Below are 19,562 nucleotides of genomic sequence, written 5' to 3' on the forward strand. Positions count from 1 at the left end.
GGGCGTTGTCGACGCCGGTGATGGTGTTGACGGCGGCACGGGACTCGCTGGTGCTGTCCATGCTCATGCCGTTGCCGGCGATCAGGTTCTTGCCGCCGTAACCGCTGTCGGCGGCCAGCTTGTCGATCTGCCCGCGCAGCGTGTTGAACTGGGCGGCCAGCGACTTGCGGGTGGCCACGGAGGCGGCGTCGTTACCCAGTGCGGCGTAGGCCGCGGTGGTCAGGCCCTTGGCCTGGTCGACCATGGAATCGATCGAGCTCAGGCCCTTGTCGGCGGCCTGGATGGTGCTGATCGACTGGCCCATCGCGTCCTTCAGCGACGTCAGGTCGCCGGCGCGCTGGTTCAGGCCCTTGGCCGAGAAGAAGGCGGTCGGGCCGTCGAGGGCGGTGTTGACCTTGTTGCCCGTCGACAGGATGTTCTGCTTCTTGTTGATCTGTTCCTGCGTGCTCTGCAGCTGCAGCAGGTTGGTCCGCATGGAAGCGGAGAGGGTAACGTTGCCAGCCATGGTAGCCACTCCTTTGGAGGATCGATGTCCGGCGGCACCCCTCTTTGGAAGCGCCGATTACCGGAAGGGGACTAATTCCCCCTGCCAAAGGGGTAGGCAAGAAGCGGGCCAGTTCAAATTTGCCGGGTTTCCTTGGCAATCCGTACCGGTGGGCAGAAAAGCACCCGGCAAAATTTGCCGGTCTCTCGGCAGATTCTGCCGGTCAGGCGGCAGGGCTTGCCGGGGCGGCAGATTCTGCCGGGTATTTCCTGCCGGGCAGGACAACCGTTTCGCACATCGCGAACGGCCCGACGGCGATTGCGGCACTGCCCCAGGACCAGCCGACGCCGAAGCCCGACAGCAGCAGCCGGCACCTCCCGGCCGCAAGTGGCGCCGCAAGCGCGCCGGCGATCGCCAGCGGGATGGAGGCGGAACTGGTGTTGCCGACCTCCCGCAACGCCACGACCGTGCGCTCCGCCGCCACGCCCATTTTCTGGCCGAGATGGCGGATCATCTGGGCGTTGGCCTGATGCAGGACGAGGTGGTCGACCATTTCCATCGTCCAGCCGGCGGTAGCGAGCACAGCCCGCAAGCTGCCGGGCACTTCGCGCAGGGTGAAGGCGAAGACCTGGGTTCCATCCATGAACAGGCGCGCCGGCCGATCGGGATGACGCATCGCCCCGCCCTCCGCCGTCAGGTAGGGAGCGCCGGCACCATCGCTGCCGAGGTCGAAAGCCATCGGCGCCGCGGCGCCGTCCAACTCCAGGGCGGTCGCGGCGGCGGCGTCGCCGAACAGCGGCGCCACCGCACGGTCGTCCGGATCGACCAGATGGGACGTGGTATCGCCGACCAGCAGAAGCGCCCGCCGCCCGACGGCCTTCAGCAGCCCCGCCGCGGTCCACAGCCCATAGACGAAGCCGGAGCAGCCATGGGTGATGTCCAGCACGGCGGCACCCTTCCGCAGCCCCAGCCGCCGATGCAGGAGCGACGCCGTGCCGGGAAGCGTATGATCGTGGGTCTGGGTCACCAGAACCAGCAGATCGATGCTGCCGGGTTCCCAACCCAGCCCGTCGAGCAGACGGCGCGCCGCGGCTTCCGCCAAGTCGCTGGTGCATTGGCCGGGGGCGGCGATCCGCCGCTCCTCGATGCCGGTGGCGGCGGCGATCCGGCGCGCCGCATCCTCGCCGAAGCGGCGCGCCAGGTCGTCGACCGTCTCGCGCCCTTCCGGCACGCAGCCGACGATGCCGCGCACGCACACCCCGTCGATCCGGCTGGCGACCATCTCCGCCTCCCCCTGTTCACATGCGGCCTGGACCGGCGCTGCCTCAGCAGGTGATGCCACCGTCCACCGTAAGGGTCTGTCCCGTGATGAAACCGCCGCCGTCGCCCAGCAGGAAGCGGACCAGCGGCACCACGTCCGCCGCGGTGCCGAGCCGGCCCAGCGGCGTGCGGCGCACGATCTGGTCGCGCTGCCCGTCGGACAGGGTGCCCGACATTTCGGTGTCGAGATAGCCCGGCGCCACCGAATTGACGGTGATCGCCCGCCGCCCGACCTCGCGCGCCAGCGCCCGCGTCAGGCCGTCGAGGCCGGCCTTCGACGCCGAATAGGCCGCCAGCCCGACATAGCCGCGCTGCCCGATGATGGAGGAGATGTTGACGATGCGGCCCCCCTTGGGACCGGTGCCGCGTTCCACCAGCTTGGCGCGCAGGAAGGCGCGGGCGGCCTGCAGCGCTCCGGTCAGGTTGGTCTGGATCACCGCCTCGGCATCCACTTCCGGGAAGGTCGCCAACACGCCTTCACGCGCGATCCCGGCATTGTTGACCAGCCCCCACAGCGGCGAACCGCCGCCCCAGGCGACGGCGGCGTCGAAGAAGGCGCGCACCTCGTCGCCCTCGCCGATGCGGCAGGACTGCCAGAACAGCTCGGGGCCGGCCAGCCGCTCCAGCGCTGCGGAGGACGAACGGCTGCAGGTAGACACCCGGTAGCCGTCGGCCAGCAGCGCCTCCACCAGCGCAAGGCCGAGGCCGCGGCTGCCCCCGGTGACGACGACGTGACGCTTCGGCTCTACGGCTGCGGCTGCGGCGGCTGCGGGCGGGGTCATGCGGCTCCCTTTCGGCTCTTCTTGCCCGCCGCACTCAGCGGGATATGGTGGGCGAAGGTCAGGGCGCGCGGGCGGGCAGCCGGCGGCAGGTCGGTGGTCGCCGTGCGCAAGGCGGCACGCAAAACCTCCACGTCGACATCCGGCGCCGGCACGATGGTGGCGGTCAGAAGATGGCCGGTGATCGGGCTCGGCACCGCCGACACGGCGGCATCGGCCACCCCGCCCACCGCCAGCAACCGCCTCTCCACCGCCTCCGGCGAGACCTTCACCCCACCGACATTGACCAGCCCATCGAGCCGGCCGACGAACAGCACGCGGTCGTCCTGCCGCTCCACCAGATCGCCGGTGGTCAGCCAGCCTTCCGCATCGGCGATGCCCGGTGCCGCACGCGGACTGCGCACCTCCAGCACGCCATCCGCGATGCGCAGGGCAAGCCCGTCCGGCGCCTCGTCCAGCCACGCCGCCGGGAATCCGGCGCGGCCGTCGGCGACGGCGAACAGCGCCCCCGCCTCGGTCGACGCGTAGATGTGGCGCAGACGCGCGCCGGGAAAGCGTTCCGCCAACCGGTCGAGCAGCGGCTGGTCCGCCGCCTCCCCGCCCAACGTCACCGCCCGGAGCGGCAATTCGGCCTCGCCCAGCGCCATCAGGAAGGCGCGCCAGAAGCTTGGCGTACCGCTGACATGGGTCACGGCATGGCGCCGCGCCGCCGCCGCCAGACCGGCGATGCCGCCACCGCCGGAAACGGCTCCGGGCAGGGCGATCAGCAGCGACCCGGCCGCCGCCGCGGTCAGCATCACCTGAAGCCCGGCGAAGGCGCCCGGATCATAGGTCAGCAGCCAGCGCGCCCCCTCCTCCGCCACGCCGCGCAGACGGCCGCGCAGCCGGTCGAAGTCGTGGCACAGGCGTTTGGGCGCCCCGGTGGTCCCGGAGCTTTCCAGCGTGACGGAAAAACCCTGCCCCGGCTGCCACCCATCGGGATCCGCCGCACCGCGGGCCAGCAACAGCCCCTGCCCCGCAGCCTCGGCGGCGGCCAGTGCAGCCAGCACGCGCGACGGCCGGTCGGCCTGCACCACGCCGCCCGTCGGAACCGCCAATCCGGCAAGCTCCGGCCAGCCGAACAGGCCTTCCCCTTCGATCAGGCGGAAGTCCGGATGGATCCAGGCGGGGCGGCGCCCGGTCATGCCGGAACGGTGTAGAGGGCCGCCAACTCGCCGACCGTGGTGAACTGGCGGAAGCCTTCGCGGAAGGGATCCTGGCCGGTCCGCTGCTCCAGCACCACCAGCAGCGTCGCAAGGTCGAGGGAGTCGATGGGCAGGCCGCCATCCAGGAAGCGGCTGTCGGCGGTCAGCGGCGGCAGCACCTCCCCCTTGTCGGCGGCGATGCGGCCGAGTTCCTCGGCGATCAGGGCAAAGATGGGGGCAGGATGATTGGTCATGGAATCGTCAGCTCTGGCTGGGGGCATCGTCGCAGCCGTCCAGGAAGGCCCGGATCGCGGCGGTCACCGGGCTGGCGGCTTCGATATGCGGCAGGTGTCCGGCGGTGTCGAAGACCCGGAACGGGGCGCCCGACGGCAGCCGGTCGGCGGGCGGCGGCGGGATGATCCCGTCGGTGCGGCCCCACAGAACCTGGATCGGCATCGGGTAGGCGCTCCAATCCACCGGCGGGCCGCCGTCGGCATGGGCGGCGAAGGAGACGTCGATGATCCGCTCCAGCCCCGCCCGGCGGACCGGGTCGGCGCCCTGCGCGTGCAGCACCTCGCCGAAGCGCGGGATCAGCGGCGACGGGCCGGCGAACAGACGCGCCGCACAGTCCCGCCCCTCTGCCACGTCGGCCGGCGCGATGGCCCGCCTGAGAAAGTCGAGGTCGAAGGGCGTGCCCAATCCGGCACTGGACAGCAGGGTCAGGCTCGCCACCCGGTCCGGCGCGAGCAGGGCCAATTCGCGCCCCACGTAACCGCCCATCGAATGGCCGATCACATGCACCCGCGCCAATTCCAGCGCGTCGAGGAATTCGACCAGCCAGGGGGCGAAGTCGGAAACACGGCCGCTGCCCACGTCGGGGGTGGAGCCGCCATGGCCCGGCAGGTCCACCGCAACCGCACGCCGCCGGGACGACAGGGCCGACAGGTTGAACTGCCAGGTCAGGCGGTCGCCGCCGAAGCCGTGCAGAAGCAGGACGGGCACGCCGCCGCTGCCGACCGACAGGTAGGCCGCCGGACCGCCGGCGACGGTGGCGACACCGGCGCGCAGGCGGCTGCCTTCCGAAACGGGCTTGGAAACAGGCCGGGGCACCGGTCAGGCCGCGACCGGGGCACCCGCCAGGGCCAGCAGGTCGGCGACGGTCTTGGCCTTGGCCAGCTTCTCGCCCTCCACCACCACGCCGGTCTTCTCGTCGACGAGCGCGATGAAGCTGATGACGGCCAGAGAGTCCCAGGCCTCCAGCGATTCCAGGGCCTCGTCGCCGGTCAGCGTGCCGGGATCCAGTTCAAGCATCTCGTCAAGAGCGAGCAGGAAGTCTTTGCGATCCATGGGCTGATCTCCTTGATGGGCCTCGTGAAGCCGACCGGTGGGATCCGATCGACCGTCCCGTTTTCTGAACGGGCGTGTCTCGTCAGTGCAGCGTCTTTTGCCGGACCGAACGATTGATGTCCATCCAATCGGGGTGGTCGCGAAGCAGTTGGCAACAATCCTGCCAGCCGAAGGAGGGATCGGAGGGCAGCAGAGCCTCGATCAGGCGGCGCACCAGCTCGTAGTCGGCCGGTTCGTCCACGCACCAGCGCTGATCTGGCGGTTCGACCGGTTCGAGCGGCACCAGCGCGGTCCCCAGCCGGAAACGCTCCGGACGGCGGTAGATATAGGGGGTGACATGCTCCCGCTCGGCCGGATCGGTGGCGTTTACCGCCGCCTCGTCCAGCAGGCGGCGCGGGAAGATCTCCGCATCCAGCCCGCGCGGATACCGTGTGCTGTCGATCGACAGATAGTCCAGCGACGGATCGTCGCGGAAGGCGGCGATGAGGCGGCCGACGAGTGCCGGATCGATCAGCGGACAGTCGGCGGTGACTCGCACCACCAGATCCGCCGCCGCGAGGGCCGCCGCACCGGCGAATCGGCCGAGCACATCCTGCTCGTCGCCCCGGAAGACCTGGATGCCCAGGCTTTCGGCACATGCCACGACCGGGTCGTCGGTGGCGTTCACCGTCGTCGCCAGCACCACGGCATCCAGGCCGGGCGTGCGGGACAGCCGGTCCAGATGGTGGGCAAGCAGCGGCCGGCCGGCGGCCGGCATCAGCACCTTCCCCGGCAGGCGGGTGGAGGTCATGCGCGCCTGCGATATGGCGACGACGCGCGGCTTATCCATGTGGGTCCTCCCCTCGCGGCGCCAGCATGTCCCAGCCCAGCGGTTCCCCCCGATGCAAGGAGCGGGCGGCACGCCGTCCCAGCACGTCGGGCAGGTGTTTCGGCGCCATGCCGAAGCCGGGGCGGATGGAGCGGACATTGGCGGGGGTCAGCGGCTCCCCTGCCTCGACATCGGCGACGACATAGAGCGAGCGGCGATAGTCGCGCCCGCCGGCCTCGCTGGGCTTCACCGTGTAGTCGACCCGGCCCATGGCGGCGGTCGCCGTCCGCACGGCCTCGGCCATCGCCTTGAACTCCGCCGGCTCAAGGGAAAAGGCGCTGTCGACACCGCCGTCGGCGCGCGACAGGGTGAAGTGCTTTTCAATCACCGTGGCGCCCATCACAGCGGCGGCGACCGGCACGGCGATGCCCTGGCTGTGGTCCGACAGGCCGGCGGCGATGCCGCCGAAACTCTCCGCCAGATGCGGGATCGTCCAGAGATTGCAGTCCTCCGGCGGCGTGGGATAGCCGCTGACGCAATGCAGCAGGGCCAGCGGCACGTCGCCGGCCGCCGTCACCGCCTCCTCGATCTCGCCCAGCGTCGCAAGGCCGGTGGACATGATCAGCGGCTTGCCCGACCGCGCGGCGCGGCGGATCAGCGGCAAATCGATCAGCTCGAAGGACGCGATCTTGAAGGCCGGAGCGTCCAATTCCTCCAGAAGTTCGACGGCCGTCTCGTCGAAGGGGGAGCTGAAGATGGTCAGCCCCAGCTCCCGCGCCCGTTCGCACAGCGGGGCATGCCACTCCCACGGGGTGTGCGCCTCGCGGTAGAGGTCGTGCAGGGTCCGTCCGCCCCACAGCCCGCCCTCCAGCCGGAAGCCGGGACCGTCATGGGCGATGGTGATGGTGTCGGCGGTGTAGGTCTGCAGCTTGACCGCATCAGCCCCCGCCTCCTTCGCGGCCTCCACCAGCGCCAGGGCACGGCCCAGGTCGCCGTTGTGGTTGCCCGACATCTCCGCGATCAGATAGGGCGGATGACCTCGCCCTATCGGCCGGCCGGCGATGGCCATCGGGGAACGGGCTTTGGGGGGATGGGCGGAGGCGGCGTTCGGCACGGGTCGACTTTCCAACGGGATGCAGGCGACTGAATCAGTCTTCCACGAAAATGTGAAGGAAGGTTAATTCCGGCCAGCGGCGGACATGCCTTCCAGTGTGTACCGATCCCGCGACCGGCGATGCAAGCGGGCTTTGCCGGAATGCGAGAGCACCCGCCTCATTGTGCGGCGCAGCAGAAGACGTTGCGCCGCAAGCGGAAATGCGACACACTCGCTAAAGACCACAATTAAATAATGGATGTTCCCATGGCTGGTTTCGACAGCGCCGCCGGCCCGGCCGGCGTGGTGACCGGACTGATCGAGAAGGCGGCGGCGGAGTTGGACGCGATGTCCGATGCGGCGGGCGAGATCGCTCCGGAGGTCGGCGATCTCACCGGCATTCTGGTGGAGGCGCAGCGCGTCGCCGACCGCGCCGCACTGGAACTGCGCCGGCTGGCCCGGAAGGTGCCGCGCGCGACGGCCTGATGCCGCGCGCCGCCTGCCTACAGCTTCAGACCGGCAACCCCATCCAGGATCGCCCCCTCGGCCAGCGATCGGCGCTCCAGCTTGGCGCCGAACAGCTTGGCCCCAGTCAGGTCGGTGCGGGTGAGGTCGCAGCCGCGCAGGTTGGCGAAGGACAGATCGGCGTTGCCCAGATTGACCGAACGCAGGCAGGCGCCGCTGAGGTCGGCGTAGCGCAGCTTGGCCCCCGACAGGTCGGCGGGGCGGGAGCGCTGCTCGTCGAACACCAGAGGCCGCAGGTTGACGTTGCGCAGGTTGGCGTTGTTCAGCTTCGCATGGCGCAGGCTGATGCCGCGCAGGTCGCCGTCGGCAAGGCTGGCGCCGCGCAGGTCCGATCTGTCCAGCACCGCCGCCTGCAACTGAACGCCCGACAGGTCCAGGCCGTAGAGCGTCGCCCCCTGCGCCCGCAGCATCGTCAGGCACATATGGGCCAGCGATGGCGCGTGGCGCAGGTCGAAGCCCGACAGGTCCAGCATCGTTCCCTGCGCCCCGCTCGATCCGACCCAGGCCATATGGTCGGCCAGCAGTTCCTCCAGGGTCCGCCCCAGCTCCGCCACCACGCGGCCGACGGGCTTGTCGGTCAGCGCCTCCTCCACGTCGGCGTCGGTCAGGTCGGTCATCACCATGGTGGCGCCGGTCAGCACCGCCCCGCGCAGGCAGGCGCCGCGCAGGTCGGCGCCGGACAGGTCGGCGCCCTCCATGTTGGAACCGGTGAAGTTGGCGCCGCGCATGGTGGCCCGCACCAGCTTGCAGCCGCGCATCACCGCATCGGAAAAGTCGGTGTGGATCGCCATGACGCCCGACATCCGGGCGTTGGTCAGGTTGGCGCCGGACAGGTCGGCGCCGTCGGCCTCCGCCGGGTTGGTGTCGATTTGCACCATGTGCAGATGGCCGGACCGGTCTTTCTCGGCCAGGGAACCGTCGCGCAGATCCGCCTCGAACAGGTTGGCGCCGACCAGGATGGCGCCGCGCAGGCAGGCGCCGCGCAGATCGGCCTTGATCAGGCTGGCACCGTCGAAATTCGCCTGCCGCAGGTCGGCGACGAAGAAGGAGGCGCAATCCAGCCGCGCCCCCGCCAGATTGGCGCCGCGCAGGCCGGCCCCGACGAAATCCGCATGGGCAAGGTCCCGGCCCGACAGATCGAGCCCGGACAGATCGCAGAAGGACAGGTTGGCGCGCGCACCGCCAATCCGGGCATTGCGGAACATCTCGTGCCGCCGCACCGCCTGGTCGAGCTGCGTCTGGTCGAGACGCTTGAGCGTGCGATTCTGCACCATGGCCCCATGAACTCCCTTTCCGGCACCAGTCTGGCAGCATCCGGCTTCAGAAAGGGTTAATTCAGGCCGCCGACTGGTCTTCCAGCGTCTGTTCGCCACTGTCGGCCGAACGGCCGGCCGGCCGTTCGGACAGGATTGCGGCGATGGCGTCGCGCAAATCGTCCGGCGTCACCGGCTTATGCAGCAGGCGGCAGCCGGTCGCCACCGCGTCGCGGATGCGCTCCGGCGCGGTATCGCCGGTCAGGATCAGTCCCGGCACGGCACGACCCAGCCGTTCGCCGACCTTCGTCACCGTCTGGACCCCGGTGAACCGGCCGGGAAGGCGGAAGTCGCTGACGATCATGTCCGGATCAGGCCTATCGGGCACCTCCCCGGCACCTCCCGCGAACAAGGATAGCGCCGCCTCGCCGTCGACCGCGTCGATCACGCGGTGCCCCCAGCTTTCCAGCAGCAGGCGCACGGCGTCGCGCTGAACCGGGTCATCCTCCACCACCAGGATCAGCCGGTCGCCGGTTTCGGCCGGTGCGGCATCCTGCACCGTCATCGGCGCCTGCAGCCGCTCGGTTCCCACCACCGGCACATTGACGGCGAAGACCGAACCGCGTCCGGGAAGCGACCGCACCTCCACCGCATGGCCCAGCAGCGCCGCCTTGCGCCGCACCTTGGCGAGGCCGAGGCCGAGCCCCTGCCGGCGGTCGCGCTCGGGATTGCCGAGTTGCACGAAGTCTTCGAAGATGTTGTCCAGCTGTTCGGCCGGAATGCCGGCACCGGTGTCCCACACCTCGATGCGCAGCCAGCGCCCCCGATGCCGGCAACCGATGGTGACCCGCCCGGCGTCGGTGAAGCGGATGGCGTTGCGAACCAGATCGCCCAGCATGCGGGTCAGCAGCGTCCGGTCGGTGCGGATCACCATCCGGGCCGGGATCGCGCGCAGCACCAACCCCTTTTCCGCCGCCATCCCGCGGAACTCGTTCACCAGATCCTCGAGCACGGCAGACACCGGCACGTCGGCCAGCTGCGGCCGCACCACGCCGGCATCGAGCGTCGCCACCTCCAGCAAGGCATGCAGCAGCTTTTCCCCGGCATCCAGCGCCTCGCCCATCTTCTCGGCGATTTCTCGGTCGCGGGGTTCGGCCAAGCGCTCCATCAGAATATGATGAAACAGCCGTAACGCCTGGAAAGGCTGGCGCAAATCATGATTGGCCGCGGACAGGAAGCGGCCTTTGGCCTGATTAGCCCGCTCCTTCTCCTCCAGCGCCCGGCTCAACTTCAGATTGGCGGAGCTGAGGGCGGCAGTGCGGTCCTCCACGCGCTGCTCGAGCTGCACGTTCGCCAGTTCCAGTTGGGCGTTCGCCTCGGTCAGCGCATGGCGGGCGGCGGCCTCGCGCCGCAGACTGGCCACTCCCAGCAGCGACAGTCCGGCAAGCGCCGCGACACCGGCGACGATCACCATCAGACCGCGCTCCATCCGGGTGTACCAGGGGACCAGCACCGCCGACCGCGGCATCGCCACCGCCGACAGGACCGGCAGGCGTGTCATCCGCTTCAGGCCGAGGACCGACCGCTCCCCGCCGACCGTCCACTCCGCCTCCACCCGCTCCGCACCCGGCTCCAGCCGCGGTAATATGCCAAGCGATCCGGCCGCCTCGCCGGCGAGCCGCACGCCGTCCGGACGGTACAGCCCGACCAAGCGCTGCGTGTCGTCGGCAAAGGCGTTCAGCACCGGAGTCAGGGCCGATACCGGCACCGCGACCAGCAGGGCGCCGTCGAGAGCGCCCGTCGCGCCGTGGATGCGGCGGGCGAGAAGAATGGAGGGCTGTCCGGCCATGTGACCGGCCGCCGACTGGATCGCATGTTCCTCATCCGGCGGCAGGGGACGGACCAGCAGGGACAGGCCGTCGGCGGTCTCGGGCTCCGCAAAGGCCACGGAGTGGCCGAACTGCACCGACCCATCGGCACCGATCAGGGTCATGCGGCCGAACCGCTCGACCGCCATCGCTTCGGCAAGGCTGCGCTCGGCCCAGGCCCCGATGCCGCGGCCATCCATGCGGCCGGCGACGCGCTCCAGCAGGTTGACGCTCGATTCCAGCACGCCGCGCGCATGGCTGTCGAACAGGACCGCGGCCTGCCGTGCGTCCTGCTCGGACCGTTCCAGCGTATCCTGATAATCGAGCACCGTCACGGCGGCCCAGGACGCGGTTCCCAGCAGGGCCAGCGTCGTGCACAGGACGGTCAGCAGCGCACGGGGGGAAGAGGCGATCCGGCGTAGAAGCGTGGAGGAGCGCCGCTGGCCGTCGGCGGCACCGTCGGGTGATGGCATGCGGATGTCGGACATGCGATGTGAGGATCCGGCCTGATCAGGCCGGCGCCGGCAGGACCGGCGGAACCTGCCGGCACCCCATCAACGGCTTCGGGTGCATAAGGGTCATCAGGGAGCGGTCCTCGACAATGGCGTTGGCAGGCGGCGAGCCGGCTGGCATGGACAATCAATGGTTCAGCTGAAGAAAACCGATCCCGACAAGGTGAAGCTTACGATCTCCCGAATGTTCGACCGCCAATCCGGCAAAGCATTATCCAATGGGCGAATGCCTTCGGAACAACAGCTTAGCTCTACCGGACCAGGGAACAATATCACACGAAGAAATGCAGTGCGATCCACCTTGGCGACTATGACCATCATCATAATCGATGCATCCATTGGGTGAATGAGCAACCGCTCCGGTTTTGTCTTCCGGGCAAGTTCAAAAGGTTCATAGGGGGAAAAACAAAAGAAAGCCGCACGCGCTGGATGCGCGGCGGCTTCATACATGGGAAGGTCGTGTCGGTTGAGACGACGAGAACCGGGACGATCATAGGTCCGCGCAGCAGCCGATCCGCACCGTTGCGGCTCAGGGCGGCGGAGCGCTGGTGGCGGTTTCACCGCGCACGATCAGGATCAATCCGTCGTCGGCCGCCTCAAGCTCCTTCCCGGCGTCGCGGGGAATGGGAACCTTCTGGCGGCGACAGAACAGCAGAAGCAGCGCCAGCGTCTTGCTGGGCGTGAAGACGACCTCCCGCGACCTGGAGGCGCCGCTCTGCTGGATTTGTACCGACAGTCCGCCGTCGGGCTTGGGCGCCACCGAAGTGACGACGCCCAGCGGCAGGTCCGTCTGGTTGGGGGCCTTCTGATACCAGGCGATGGCTTTCTTCAGGGCGGAATTTGAGAAGAACAGTTCACGCGTCTCGACGATCATTCCATCCCTGACCAAACACTCAGGCCCGGCCGCCCTCCAGTCCCGGATTCAGCCGGAACGTGATCGCGCGCCCCAGTTTGGATTCCCGCAGAAGGATCTGCTTGGTTTCCAGCAGCTTGATGGCCCGGTTCACATTGGGCCGCTGCATGCCCAGCGCATCAGCCAGTTCGGACTGAAGCACCGGAACGGAGCGATCGAAATGGAGCCTCCGGCTCAGATAAGTGAACACACGAAGCGCCTCCAGAGTGATCTCTCGGTCGGTCGACACAGCTCTGGAGATGACGTCATGATGATGCAGCATCGTGGCCTCGGTACGCAAGGTTGTCAGGTTGCTGGTGCGATAATCGGAAAGCGTGGGCGTGCCCCGCAGGCCCGCTGTGCGGTGCGAGGAGAGCTGCGTTCCGGCATCCGGTTCCGCCATCGTCCCTTTTCCTTCCGCAGGGGCCGGCCGGGCCGGCAATTTCAACGTTGGTGACCGTACCGCACGATTATTGTCCGCGTATGTCGCCATGATTTCGCGGCTGACATAATTGGTGTCTCCGGAAGCAATCATGAAATCGGACTGAAACCGACCCGCCCCGGCCACGCTCCAGCCATATCGCTGCGACGATCCGCCGCGGGAACCCGCGGATCGCGGACCCGTTTCAAACCGGATGCCCGCCGAAGCAAGGGAGACCCGCCATGCACCGACTGATCCTGCTGCGCCATGGCCAGAGCGTATGGAATGCGGAAGACCGCTTCACCGGATGGACCGACGTCGGGCTGACCGACCGCGGCATCGCGGAAACCCGTCAGGCGGCGGAATTGCTGAAGGCCGCCGGCATCGATGTCGACGTCGCCTTCACCTCGGTGCTGAGCCGCGCCATCGAGACGCTGCACCTCGTCCTGCGCGACATGGACCGGCTGTGGCTGCCCGTGCACAAGCACTGGCGCCTGAACGAACGGCATTACGGCGCGTTGCAGGGTTTGAACAAAGCGGAGACGGCGGAACGCCACGGGGCGGAGCAGGTGTTCCAGTGGCGGCGCAGCTGGGACATCCCGCCACCGCCGATCGAACCTGACGATCCGCGCTCCGCCGTCACCGACCGCCGATATGCCGGCCTGGCGCGGTCGAACCTGCCGCGCGGCGAAAGCCTGAAGGACACCACCGCCCGCGTCGTCCCCTTCTGGACCGAGGCGATCAGCCCGGCGCTGCGGTTGGGCGCCCGCGTCCTGGTATCGGCGCACGGCAACAGCCTGCGCGGGCTGGTCAAGCATCTGGACAACGTCGCCGACCACGACATCCCGCTGTTCGAGATCCCCACCAGCCGCCCCCTGGTCTATGAACTGGGCGCCGACCTGACACCGCTACGCCGCTATTTCCTGGGCGAGAACGGGGCGGTGGAGGAAATCACTTGGCCGAAGCATGAAACGGGTCGGGACAGCAGCGCGGCGGCGTAATCCCCCTCTCCCCCTGGGGAGAGGGTCGGGGTGAGGGGGATGCACAGGATGGATTCTTGATGGAGAGCCGCCGCGCGCGCCCCTCACCCTAACCCTCTCCCCGGGGGGGAGAGGGGACTCCGCTTCGTCGCTTGGGAGCGCCACGGCCGGTTCGGGGAGAAGCACCCCGCCCGCCGTCGCGGCCACCGTCCTTCCCGACCGGATGATGGAAATGGTGCTGGTGACCGGGGGCCTTCTCGCCGTTGCCGCGCGCCGGCCCGCCACGATGGCCGCCGCGGCGTTCCTCGACGCGGCTGCTGTAGCAGTTGTCGCAAACGCGGAACCGGTGGTTTGCTTTCAGCCGCGTGCCGCAGACTGGGCAGGCGCGGGCGAGCGAGCGCTCGGCGAGCGTCCGCTCGATGAAGGCGTTCAGGTGCGCCCGGCGCTCCTGGCACAGATCCATCTCGGGATAGGCGTCGGGGAAGCGGTAGGCCAGCCAGGCATAGGCGGTCAGCTCCTTCACCGCGCGCTCGGCCTTCTCCAGCTCCACATCGGTGCCGACGCTGTGGCGGAACCGCTCGGCCGCGTCGGGCGCGGCGTTGGGGATGCCCTTGCCCTGGTTGACCGCCCAGCCGCCCAGAAGGCGGAGGTTGTTCTGGTCGCGCGTGTCGATCGGGCAGCGGGCCAGCATGTCGCGCTGCGCCAGCGGCAGCTTGGCGCGATCGACCGCGGATGCCGCCTGGATGCGCTGCTCCAGGTCGGTCATGCGGAAGGTCTGGTTGGCGCGCAGCAGCTCCTGACCCGCGGTGCGCAGCACCTTGGCAAGGCTGTCGGTGTCCAGCTCCTGCGCGATGGCCTCGACATGGCTGAGGTTCGGCGAAATCCACGAGCGCGGATCTTCCGGCGGCACCGGCGGCGAGGTCAGCGCCCGGCGCACCGGGTTGATGTTCTCGCCGTCCAGAACGGCGACGCGGCCTTCCTCATGCATGCCGAAGCGGCCGGCGCGCCCGCCGATCTGGCGGATCTCCGACGCGGTCAGCTCGCGTTCCTCGCGCCCGTCATATTTGCGGGTGGTGGACAGCACGACGCGGGCGACCGGCAGGTTCAACCCCATGCCGATGGCGTCGGTCGCAACCAGCACGTCGGCGGTGCCCTCGCGGAAGCGGCGCGCCTCGGCCCGGCGGACTTCCGGCGACAGGGCGCCGTAGATCACCGCGACATTGTGGTTGCGGCCCAGCAGGTCGTGGCGGAGCGCCATGACGTCCTTGCGCGAGAAGGCGATCAGCGCGTCGCCGGACTTCACCTCCTCCAGCTTCACCCGCTCCTCCTGGACGCGCAGCGGCGACTTGCGGGTGAACTCGACGACCTCCAGCTCCTCGCCCATCGCGTCGGCCAGACGCTTGACGTAGGGGATGGCATCGGCGGAGCCGGTCATCAGGATCTCCGGCGCCGCAACGCCGGCCACCGCCTGGGTCCAGGCCCAGCCGCGGTCGGGATCGCCGATCATCTGGATCTCGTCGATGACACAAGCGCCCCAGACCTTGCTGGTGTTCACCATCTCGATGGTGGAGGAGGTGAAGGCGGCCCCCGGCCGCACGTCGCGCTCCTCGCCGGTCACCAGGCTGCAGGGCCGGCCGCGCGTCTCCAGCGCCTCCTGCCCTTCCAGCGCCAGCAGGCGCAGGGGCGCCAGATAGCAGCCGCTCTCCGCCTCGGCCAGCCGGTCCATCGCCGCGTGGGTCTTGCCCGAATTGGTCGGACCGACATACAGCCGCAGCTTGCGGATCATCGCGCGGGCGGTGGTGAAGCTGTCGAGATAGACGCCCATGCCGGACGCATTCTCCAGCCGCTCCCGCCGCACCTTCAGGCCGGCGCGGGATGCTGCGGTGGAGAAGGCCTCCTCCATCGCATCCAGCAGGGTCTGCAGGCGCGGGATCCGGCCGCCGAAGCCGACGACGCGGCCCAGCTCGTCGGCGAAGCCCTTCGGCCGCCAGGATTCGCCGAAGCCCGACGCCCGCTGCGCCATCGACGCGAACCAGCCGTCGACGCGGTCCCTCGCCTTGGCGATGGCGGGGGAGGACAGGCAGGCGCCCTTCACCCGCTTGCCCAGCGCCTTGGCCTGCGGCCGGCCGAACCCCTCGTCTGTGGTCAGCAGGCCCCACAGGTCGGCCTCGATGTCCGGCAGGGGGCCGAGCGCCACCTTGAAGCGCAGCTTCAGTTTCCGGTCGGTGCCGGGGATCTGGACGAGGTGGTTAACCGCGACCGACCAGCGCGCCGGGGTGCTGTCCGCGTCCACTTCGATCCCGTCGCCGCGCACAACGGCGGCCACCGCGCGCAGAGCGACGCGGCGGTCGAATTCATCGGCAGTGCCGGGAGTACGGCCCGAGCGGGCGTTGTCGGAAGTGTCGTCGGTCATGATCGTCTTTTCTTGGAATTGCCCCGGTCATGCAAGCGCTTCGGCCGGGCATATCGGCCGGGCGGCCAGTCCGGCAGGGCGGGGATGGCCCTGCCCCAGACAACAGCCATAGAGCGCCAGGGTCTCTCTTTATGGCCGGGGTCTCTCTTTATGGGTCTGACCGGCCGATTCGGCAAGCCGAATCCCCCGAAGGGAGCAAGCCCGGGCTAATTCGAATCCGTCGCCGTTTCGCCGATCTCGCCCGTGCGAAAAGGGGGGAGCACCGGCCACATAGAGCCTCGCAGGTTTGGTGGTCCGCCCCCAACGGGTTAGCCGCCGCTCACCGGCAAACCGGTTGGCCGGATCGACAACAAGATCCGGCGTGAAACGATCAACGCTTTGCTCTGATTAATTTTCATTGGGAGATGCGCATGCCGAATCCTCGTGAGGTCCTGGAACTGATCGAGCGCATGCGGTGCATTTCGAACGACGGCGAGCGCCGGGCCCTGGTCGATCGGCTGGGAGCGGCGGACCGTCCGACGGTGCTGTCCTTCCTGAACGCGCACGGGCTGAACGTCTGCATGGGGTCGGACGAGGCGTTGGCCGCGTTCGGCGCCTCGGACGTCCTGCTGCGCGACGGGATCGGGCTGCAAGCGGTCATGCCGGTGCTGGGCATGCCGGCCGGCCTGAACATGAACGGCACCGACTTCATCCCGCTGCTGCTGAAATCGCTCACCCCCCGCACCGTCGCGATCTACGGCACCGCCACCCCGTGGCTGGACCGCGCCCGCGTCGTGCTGGAGGCGTCCACGCCGCACCGCTATGCCGACCTGCAGCACGGCTTCCACCCGGTGGAGCATTACATCGCCCAGGCGCGGTCCACCCGCCCCGACGTGATCCTTCTCGCCATGGGCATGCCCAGGCAGGAACAGGTCGCGGCGGAGCTGAAGCGCGCGCTGGACCACCCGGTGCTGATCGTCAACGGCGGCGCCATCGTCGATTTCCTGGCGGGCCGCTTCAAGCGCGCCCCGGAGGCGGTCCAGCGTTCCGGCCTGGAATGGGCCTTCCGGCTGGCGCAGGAGCCGCGCCGCCTGTTCCGCCGCTATTGCATCGGTGCCTTCGGCTTCGCCTGGAGCACCCTTCGCCTTCGTCGTGCCGCATCCCTCCGCACCCGCGAAACGGGCGCCGCAGCGCCCGATCCAACCCGGATCCCTCCGTCACCGATCCGGCGGTCGCCCATCCAGAAGGAGCTTTGAGACGTGGAAAATCTTCCCCAGATCAATAACGGAGGCCATGGCGGCCCGCCGGCTCCGGCGTGGCCCACCCAGGTCGGCCACCATGTGCCGCGCGAGTTCGACGGCCCCGCTCCGGCCATGGGCCCCGACTTCCGGTTCATCCTGCGGGTGCTGGCGGCGCACAAGACGCTGATCGTCGTCATCGTGCTGGCGCTGACGGCCCTGTCGGCCTTCGCCGTCTCGCTGATGAAGGACAAGTACACCTCCGAAGCCCTTCTGCTGGTCGACAACCGTCAGGTCCGCGTCGTCCGGGCGGAAGACCAGGCGCTGAACGCCATCACGCCGGAAGACGGCGCGATCCTCAGCGAGATCGAAATCCTGAAGTCCACCGCCGTGCTGAGCCAGGCCGTCGCCGACCTGAAGCTGGCGACGAACCAGGAGTTCAACCCGCCGGTCCAGGCCGACGAGACGAAGCCCTTCGTCGAGCGCGCCACCGCCTGGACGCGCGAGCAGGCCCATGCCGTGTTCGGCCCCGAATTGCCGGGCGTCGTCCAGGCGGTGCTGGCCCACGGCGACGACATGACCAAGGACACCCAGCTGCGCGAGACGCGCGCCGCCGACAGCATCGACGGCGTCCTCGACCGCGTCCGCCGCAACCTGGAAGTCGGCGTCGTCGGCCGGTCGCGCGTGATCCAGGTCCGCTACACCGCCCGCGAACCGGAAATCGCCCAGAAGGTGGTGGACACCGTCGTCCGCCGCTACATGGAAACCCGCCAGCAGATGGACCGCGACCTGTCCACCAGCGCCGTCGCCTGGCTGGAAGACCGCATCGCCACCTTGCGCAAGGAGGTTGCGGAGGCAGACACCAAGGTCGACGCCGTCCGCTTCAAGGCCGGTCTGGTCAAGAACGGCACCAACGGCCTGATGGCCACCACCGAGCTTGAACAGGCCCGCCTGCGCCTTGCCGAGGCCGCGGCTCTCCGCGCCCGCGCCGTCGCCCAGGCCCAGACGCTGGAACGCAGCGCCGGCAACGGCGGCAGCCTCGCCTCCCCGGTCGTGGCGCAGCTGCGCGCCACCGTCGCCTCCATCTCCACCGAATTGGCCCAGCTGTCTCGTCAGTATGGTCCGAAGCACCCGCGCATCCAGGAACTGCAGGCCCGCCTGAACGAGGCCAACTCCTCGCTGCAGCAGGAGGTCCGCCACGAGATCGCCGGCGTCCGCGAGGCGGCCAACGTCGCCGTCGAGCAGGAAAACGCCCTGAAGAGCATGATCGCCAAGCTGGAATCCGGCTATCAGACCATGGCCGTGGAAGCGGTGCCGCTGCGCACGCTGGAGGCCGAGGCCCAGGCCAAGCGCCAGCTGCTGGACAGCCTGCTCGGCCGTCTGGAAGAGGTGCAGGCCCAGCAGGACAACCGCGCCTTCCCGACCGCCGTCAAGCTGGTGTCGGCGCCGCAGGTCCCGCATGAGCCGTCGGGTCCGTTCCGCGTGCTTCTGCTGCTGGCCGGCTTCGTCGCCTCGCTCGCCGTCGCCATCTTCATCGTCTTCGGCATCGAACTGTTCCAGCGCCGCATCCGCACCCCGGACGCCGTCCGCCGCATCCTGGGCGTCGGAACGGTCCACATCGTCCCGCATCACTCCACCCGCGGCACCCGCGGCCGTCTGGACCAGATCTTCCAGAACCATCCCTTCTCGCTGTTCTCGGAATCGATGCGCGCCCTGTTCCGCAACCACCTGTCGGATCTGGGTCCGGTCGGCTCGATCGCCGTCACCTCGGCCCGCCCGCAGGACGGCAAGACCTCGATGAGCCTCGCCGTCGCCCAGGTCGCGGCCCAGGCCGGCCGCCGGGTGGTGGTGGTCGACACCGACTTCCGCCGCTCGCGCATCGACGGTCTGTTCAACCTGTCGGCCAAGAAGGGCCTGTCGGACTGGATCGCCGGTACCGCCACCCTCGACGAGATCGTGCACAGCAGCGAAGAGGCGCCCTATGCCATGATCCCGGCCGGCCGCCTGATGCCGGAGACGCTGGACCGCTTCAACGTCGACGGCCTGATCCACCTGATGGCCGGCCTGTCGCCGCACTTCGACCTGGTGGTGTTCGACACCGCCCCGGCACTGGCCGTGTCGGATGCCCGCATCGTCTGCGGCGCCGCCTCCAAGGTGCTGTTCGTCAGCCGCTGGGGCCACACCACGGCCAGCGACCTGCAGGCGGTCGCCGACCTGGGTCCGATCGACCACTCCAAGTTCGTCGCGGTGATGACCGACGTGAACCTGAAGAAGGCGGCGTCGCGCGGCTACCAGGGTCCCTACAACAGCTACATGGCGACCCGGAAATACTACGGCGACACCACGCTGCGGACCGCTCCGTAAGCGGCCCGTAGAGCGGGTGACCTGAAGCTCCTTCGACCCCGAGGCCCTTTTCCTCCGGACGCTGCGGCGCCCGGAGGGAGGGGCCTCTTCATTACCGGCTAC

General features: G+C 69.1%; 18 protein-coding genes and 1 pseudogene. 4 read left to right on the forward strand and 15 right to left on the reverse strand.

All coding sequences use genetic code 11. The annotated features are described in order from the left end of the window. From FZ983_RS32375 to pseI, 9 genes and pseudogenes are all read right to left on the reverse strand, one after another. Positions 1–505, reverse strand: a pseudogene (locus FZ983_RS32375) (flagellin); the annotation flags it as partial. Positions 506–707: 202 nt separating this feature from the next. Further along, entirely contained in the window at positions 708–1,766 is a 1,059-nt protein-coding gene (locus tag FZ983_RS32380; RefSeq protein ID WP_149228894.1) for a ketoacyl-ACP synthase III, read from the reverse strand. Between the two features lie 43 nt (positions 1,767–1,809). Continuing rightward, on the reverse strand, positions 1,810–2,586 hold the full coding sequence (locus tag FZ983_RS32385) for an SDR family NAD(P)-dependent oxidoreductase (protein ID WP_149228895.1): 777 nt from the start codon (positions 2,584–2,586) through the stop codon (positions 1,810–1,812). Then, positions 2,583–3,767, reverse strand: coding sequence for a fatty acid--CoA ligase family protein (locus FZ983_RS32390; RefSeq protein ID WP_149228896.1), 1,185 nt, complete (start codon positions 3,765–3,767; stop codon positions 2,583–2,585). The genes FZ983_RS32385 and FZ983_RS32390 overlap by 4 nt, the downstream gene beginning before the upstream one ends. Beyond that, positions 3,764–4,021, reverse strand: coding sequence for an acyl carrier protein (locus FZ983_RS32395; protein WP_149228897.1), 258 nt, complete (start codon positions 4,019–4,021; stop codon positions 3,764–3,766). The genes FZ983_RS32390 and FZ983_RS32395 overlap by 4 nt, the downstream gene beginning before the upstream one ends. Before the next feature lie 7 nt (positions 4,022–4,028). Next, a complete protein-coding gene (locus FZ983_RS32400) occupies positions 4,029–4,877 on the reverse strand; it encodes an alpha/beta fold hydrolase (RefSeq protein ID WP_149228898.1) in 849 nt (282 codons plus the stop codon). A 3-nt stretch (positions 4,878–4,880) separates the two neighbouring features. Next, entirely contained in the window at positions 4,881–5,114 is a 234-nt protein-coding gene (locus tag FZ983_RS32405; protein ID WP_149228899.1) for a phosphopantetheine-binding protein, read from the reverse strand. An 82-nt stretch (positions 5,115–5,196) separates the two neighbouring features. Next, the gene (locus tag FZ983_RS32410; protein WP_149228900.1) at positions 5,197–5,943 is read right to left on the reverse strand and encodes a glycosyltransferase family protein; all 747 of its coding nucleotides are present in this window, start codon (positions 5,941–5,943) and stop codon (positions 5,197–5,199) included. Continuing rightward, positions 5,936–6,991 (reverse strand): pseudaminic acid synthase, encoded by a 1,056-nt coding sequence (pseI, locus tag FZ983_RS32415; RefSeq protein WP_149228923.1) that lies wholly within the window; start codon positions 6,989–6,991, stop codon positions 5,936–5,938. The genes FZ983_RS32410 and pseI overlap by 8 nt, the downstream gene beginning before the upstream one ends. A 291-nt stretch (positions 6,992–7,282) precedes the next feature. Between pseI and FZ983_RS32420 the strand changes: the two genes are divergently transcribed. Then, entirely contained in the window at positions 7,283–7,501 is a 219-nt protein-coding gene (locus FZ983_RS32420; protein ID WP_149228901.1) for a hypothetical protein, read from the forward strand. A gap of 17 nt (positions 7,502–7,518) precedes the next feature. Here FZ983_RS32420 and FZ983_RS32425 read toward each other — a convergent pair whose 3' ends face one another. The 5 genes from FZ983_RS32425 to FZ983_RS32445 form a co-directional block, all read right to left on the reverse strand. Continuing rightward, positions 7,519–8,814: a pentapeptide repeat-containing protein gene (locus FZ983_RS32425; protein ID WP_149228902.1), complete on the reverse strand. Its 1,296-nt coding sequence runs from the start codon at positions 8,812–8,814 to the stop codon at positions 7,519–7,521. A gap of 61 nt (positions 8,815–8,875) precedes the next feature. Then, positions 8,876–11,149 (reverse strand): ATP-binding protein, encoded by a 2,274-nt coding sequence (locus tag FZ983_RS35160; protein ID WP_149228903.1) that lies wholly within the window; start codon positions 11,147–11,149, stop codon positions 8,876–8,878. A 159-nt stretch (positions 11,150–11,308) separates the two neighbouring features. Then, complete coding sequence (locus tag FZ983_RS32435) at positions 11,309–11,623, reverse strand: hypothetical protein (protein WP_149228904.1); 315 nt, start codon at positions 11,621–11,623, stop codon at positions 11,309–11,311. 79 nt (positions 11,624–11,702) lie between these two features. After that, entirely contained in the window at positions 11,703–12,047 is a 345-nt protein-coding gene (locus FZ983_RS32440; RefSeq protein ID WP_149228905.1) for a hypothetical protein, read from the reverse strand. A gap of 19 nt (positions 12,048–12,066) precedes the next feature. Then, complete coding sequence (locus FZ983_RS32445) at positions 12,067–12,468, reverse strand: MarR family transcriptional regulator (protein ID WP_149228906.1); 402 nt, start codon at positions 12,466–12,468, stop codon at positions 12,067–12,069. 260 nt (positions 12,469–12,728) lie between these two features. Between FZ983_RS32445 and gpmA the strand changes: the two genes are divergently transcribed. Then, entirely contained in the window at positions 12,729–13,487 is a 759-nt protein-coding gene (gene gpmA, locus FZ983_RS32450) for a 2,3-diphosphoglycerate-dependent phosphoglycerate mutase (RefSeq protein WP_149228907.1), read from the forward strand. Positions 13,488–13,575: 88 nt separating this feature from the next. Here gpmA and FZ983_RS32460 read toward each other — a convergent pair whose 3' ends face one another. Further along, the gene (locus FZ983_RS32460; protein WP_149228908.1) at positions 13,576–15,879 is read right to left on the reverse strand and encodes a helicase-related protein; all 2,304 of its coding nucleotides are present in this window, start codon (positions 15,877–15,879) and stop codon (positions 13,576–13,578) included. Positions 15,880–16,289: 410 nt separating this feature from the next. Between FZ983_RS32460 and FZ983_RS32465 the strand changes: the two genes are divergently transcribed. Continuing rightward, a complete protein-coding gene (locus tag FZ983_RS32465; protein ID WP_149228909.1) occupies positions 16,290–17,114 on the forward strand; it encodes a WecB/TagA/CpsF family glycosyltransferase in 825 nt (274 codons plus the stop codon). Positions 17,115–17,117: 3 nt separating this feature from the next. After that, the gene (locus tag FZ983_RS32470) at positions 17,118–19,460 is read left to right on the forward strand and encodes a polysaccharide biosynthesis tyrosine autokinase (protein ID WP_211103028.1); all 2,343 of its coding nucleotides are present in this window, start codon (positions 17,118–17,120) and stop codon (positions 19,458–19,460) included. The last annotated feature ends 102 nt before the right edge of the window (positions 19,461–19,562 follow it).

This window comes from Azospirillum sp. B21, assembly GCF_008364825.1.
Taxonomy (GTDB): domain Bacteria; phylum Pseudomonadota; class Alphaproteobacteria; order Azospirillales; family Azospirillaceae; genus Azospirillum.

Coding starts and splice junctions, on each gene's coding strand:
- FZ983_RS32380 (WP_149228894.1), bottom strand. CDS start 1,766: ATGGTCGCCAGCCGGATCGACGGGGTGTGCGTGCGCGGCATCGTCGGC.
- FZ983_RS32385 (WP_149228895.1), bottom strand. CDS start 2,586: ATGACCCCGCCCGCAGCCGCCGCAGCCGCAGCCGTAGAGCCGAAGCGT.
- FZ983_RS32390 (WP_149228896.1), bottom strand. CDS start 3,767: ATGACCGGGCGCCGCCCCGCCTGGATCCATCCGGACTTCCGCCTGATC.
- FZ983_RS32395 (WP_149228897.1), bottom strand. CDS start 4,021: ATGACCAATCATCCTGCCCCCATCTTTGCCCTGATCGCCGAGGAACTC.
- FZ983_RS32405 (WP_149228899.1), bottom strand. CDS start 5,114: ATGGATCGCAAAGACTTCCTGCTCGCTCTTGACGAGATGCTTGAACTG.
- FZ983_RS32410 (WP_149228900.1), bottom strand. CDS start 5,943: ATGGATAAGCCGCGCGTCGTCGCCATATCGCAGGCGCGCATGACCTCC.
- pseI (WP_149228923.1), bottom strand. CDS start 6,991: ATGGCCATCGCCGGCCGGCCGATAGGGCGAGGTCATCCGCCCTATCTG.
- FZ983_RS32420 (WP_149228901.1), top strand. CDS start 7,283: ATGGCTGGTTTCGACAGCGCCGCCGGCCCGGCCGGCGTGGTGACCGGA.
- FZ983_RS32425 (WP_149228902.1), bottom strand. CDS start 8,814: ATGGTGCAGAATCGCACGCTCAAGCGTCTCGACCAGACGCAGCTCGAC.
- FZ983_RS35160 (WP_149228903.1), bottom strand. CDS start 11,149: ATGTCCGACATCCGCATGCCATCACCCGACGGTGCCGCCGACGGCCAG.
- FZ983_RS32435 (WP_149228904.1), bottom strand. CDS start 11,623: ATGTATGAAGCCGCCGCGCATCCAGCGCGTGCGGCTTTCTTTTGTTTT.
- FZ983_RS32440 (WP_149228905.1), bottom strand. CDS start 12,047: ATGATCGTCGAGACGCGTGAACTGTTCTTCTCAAATTCCGCCCTGAAG.
- FZ983_RS32445 (WP_149228906.1), bottom strand. CDS start 12,468: ATGGCGGAACCGGATGCCGGAACGCAGCTCTCCTCGCACCGCACAGCG.
- gpmA (WP_149228907.1), top strand. CDS start 12,729: ATGCACCGACTGATCCTGCTGCGCCATGGCCAGAGCGTATGGAATGCG.
- FZ983_RS32460 (WP_149228908.1), bottom strand. CDS start 15,879: ATGACCGACGACACTTCCGACAACGCCCGCTCGGGCCGTACTCCCGGC.
- FZ983_RS32465 (WP_149228909.1), top strand. CDS start 16,290: ATGCCGAATCCTCGTGAGGTCCTGGAACTGATCGAGCGCATGCGGTGC.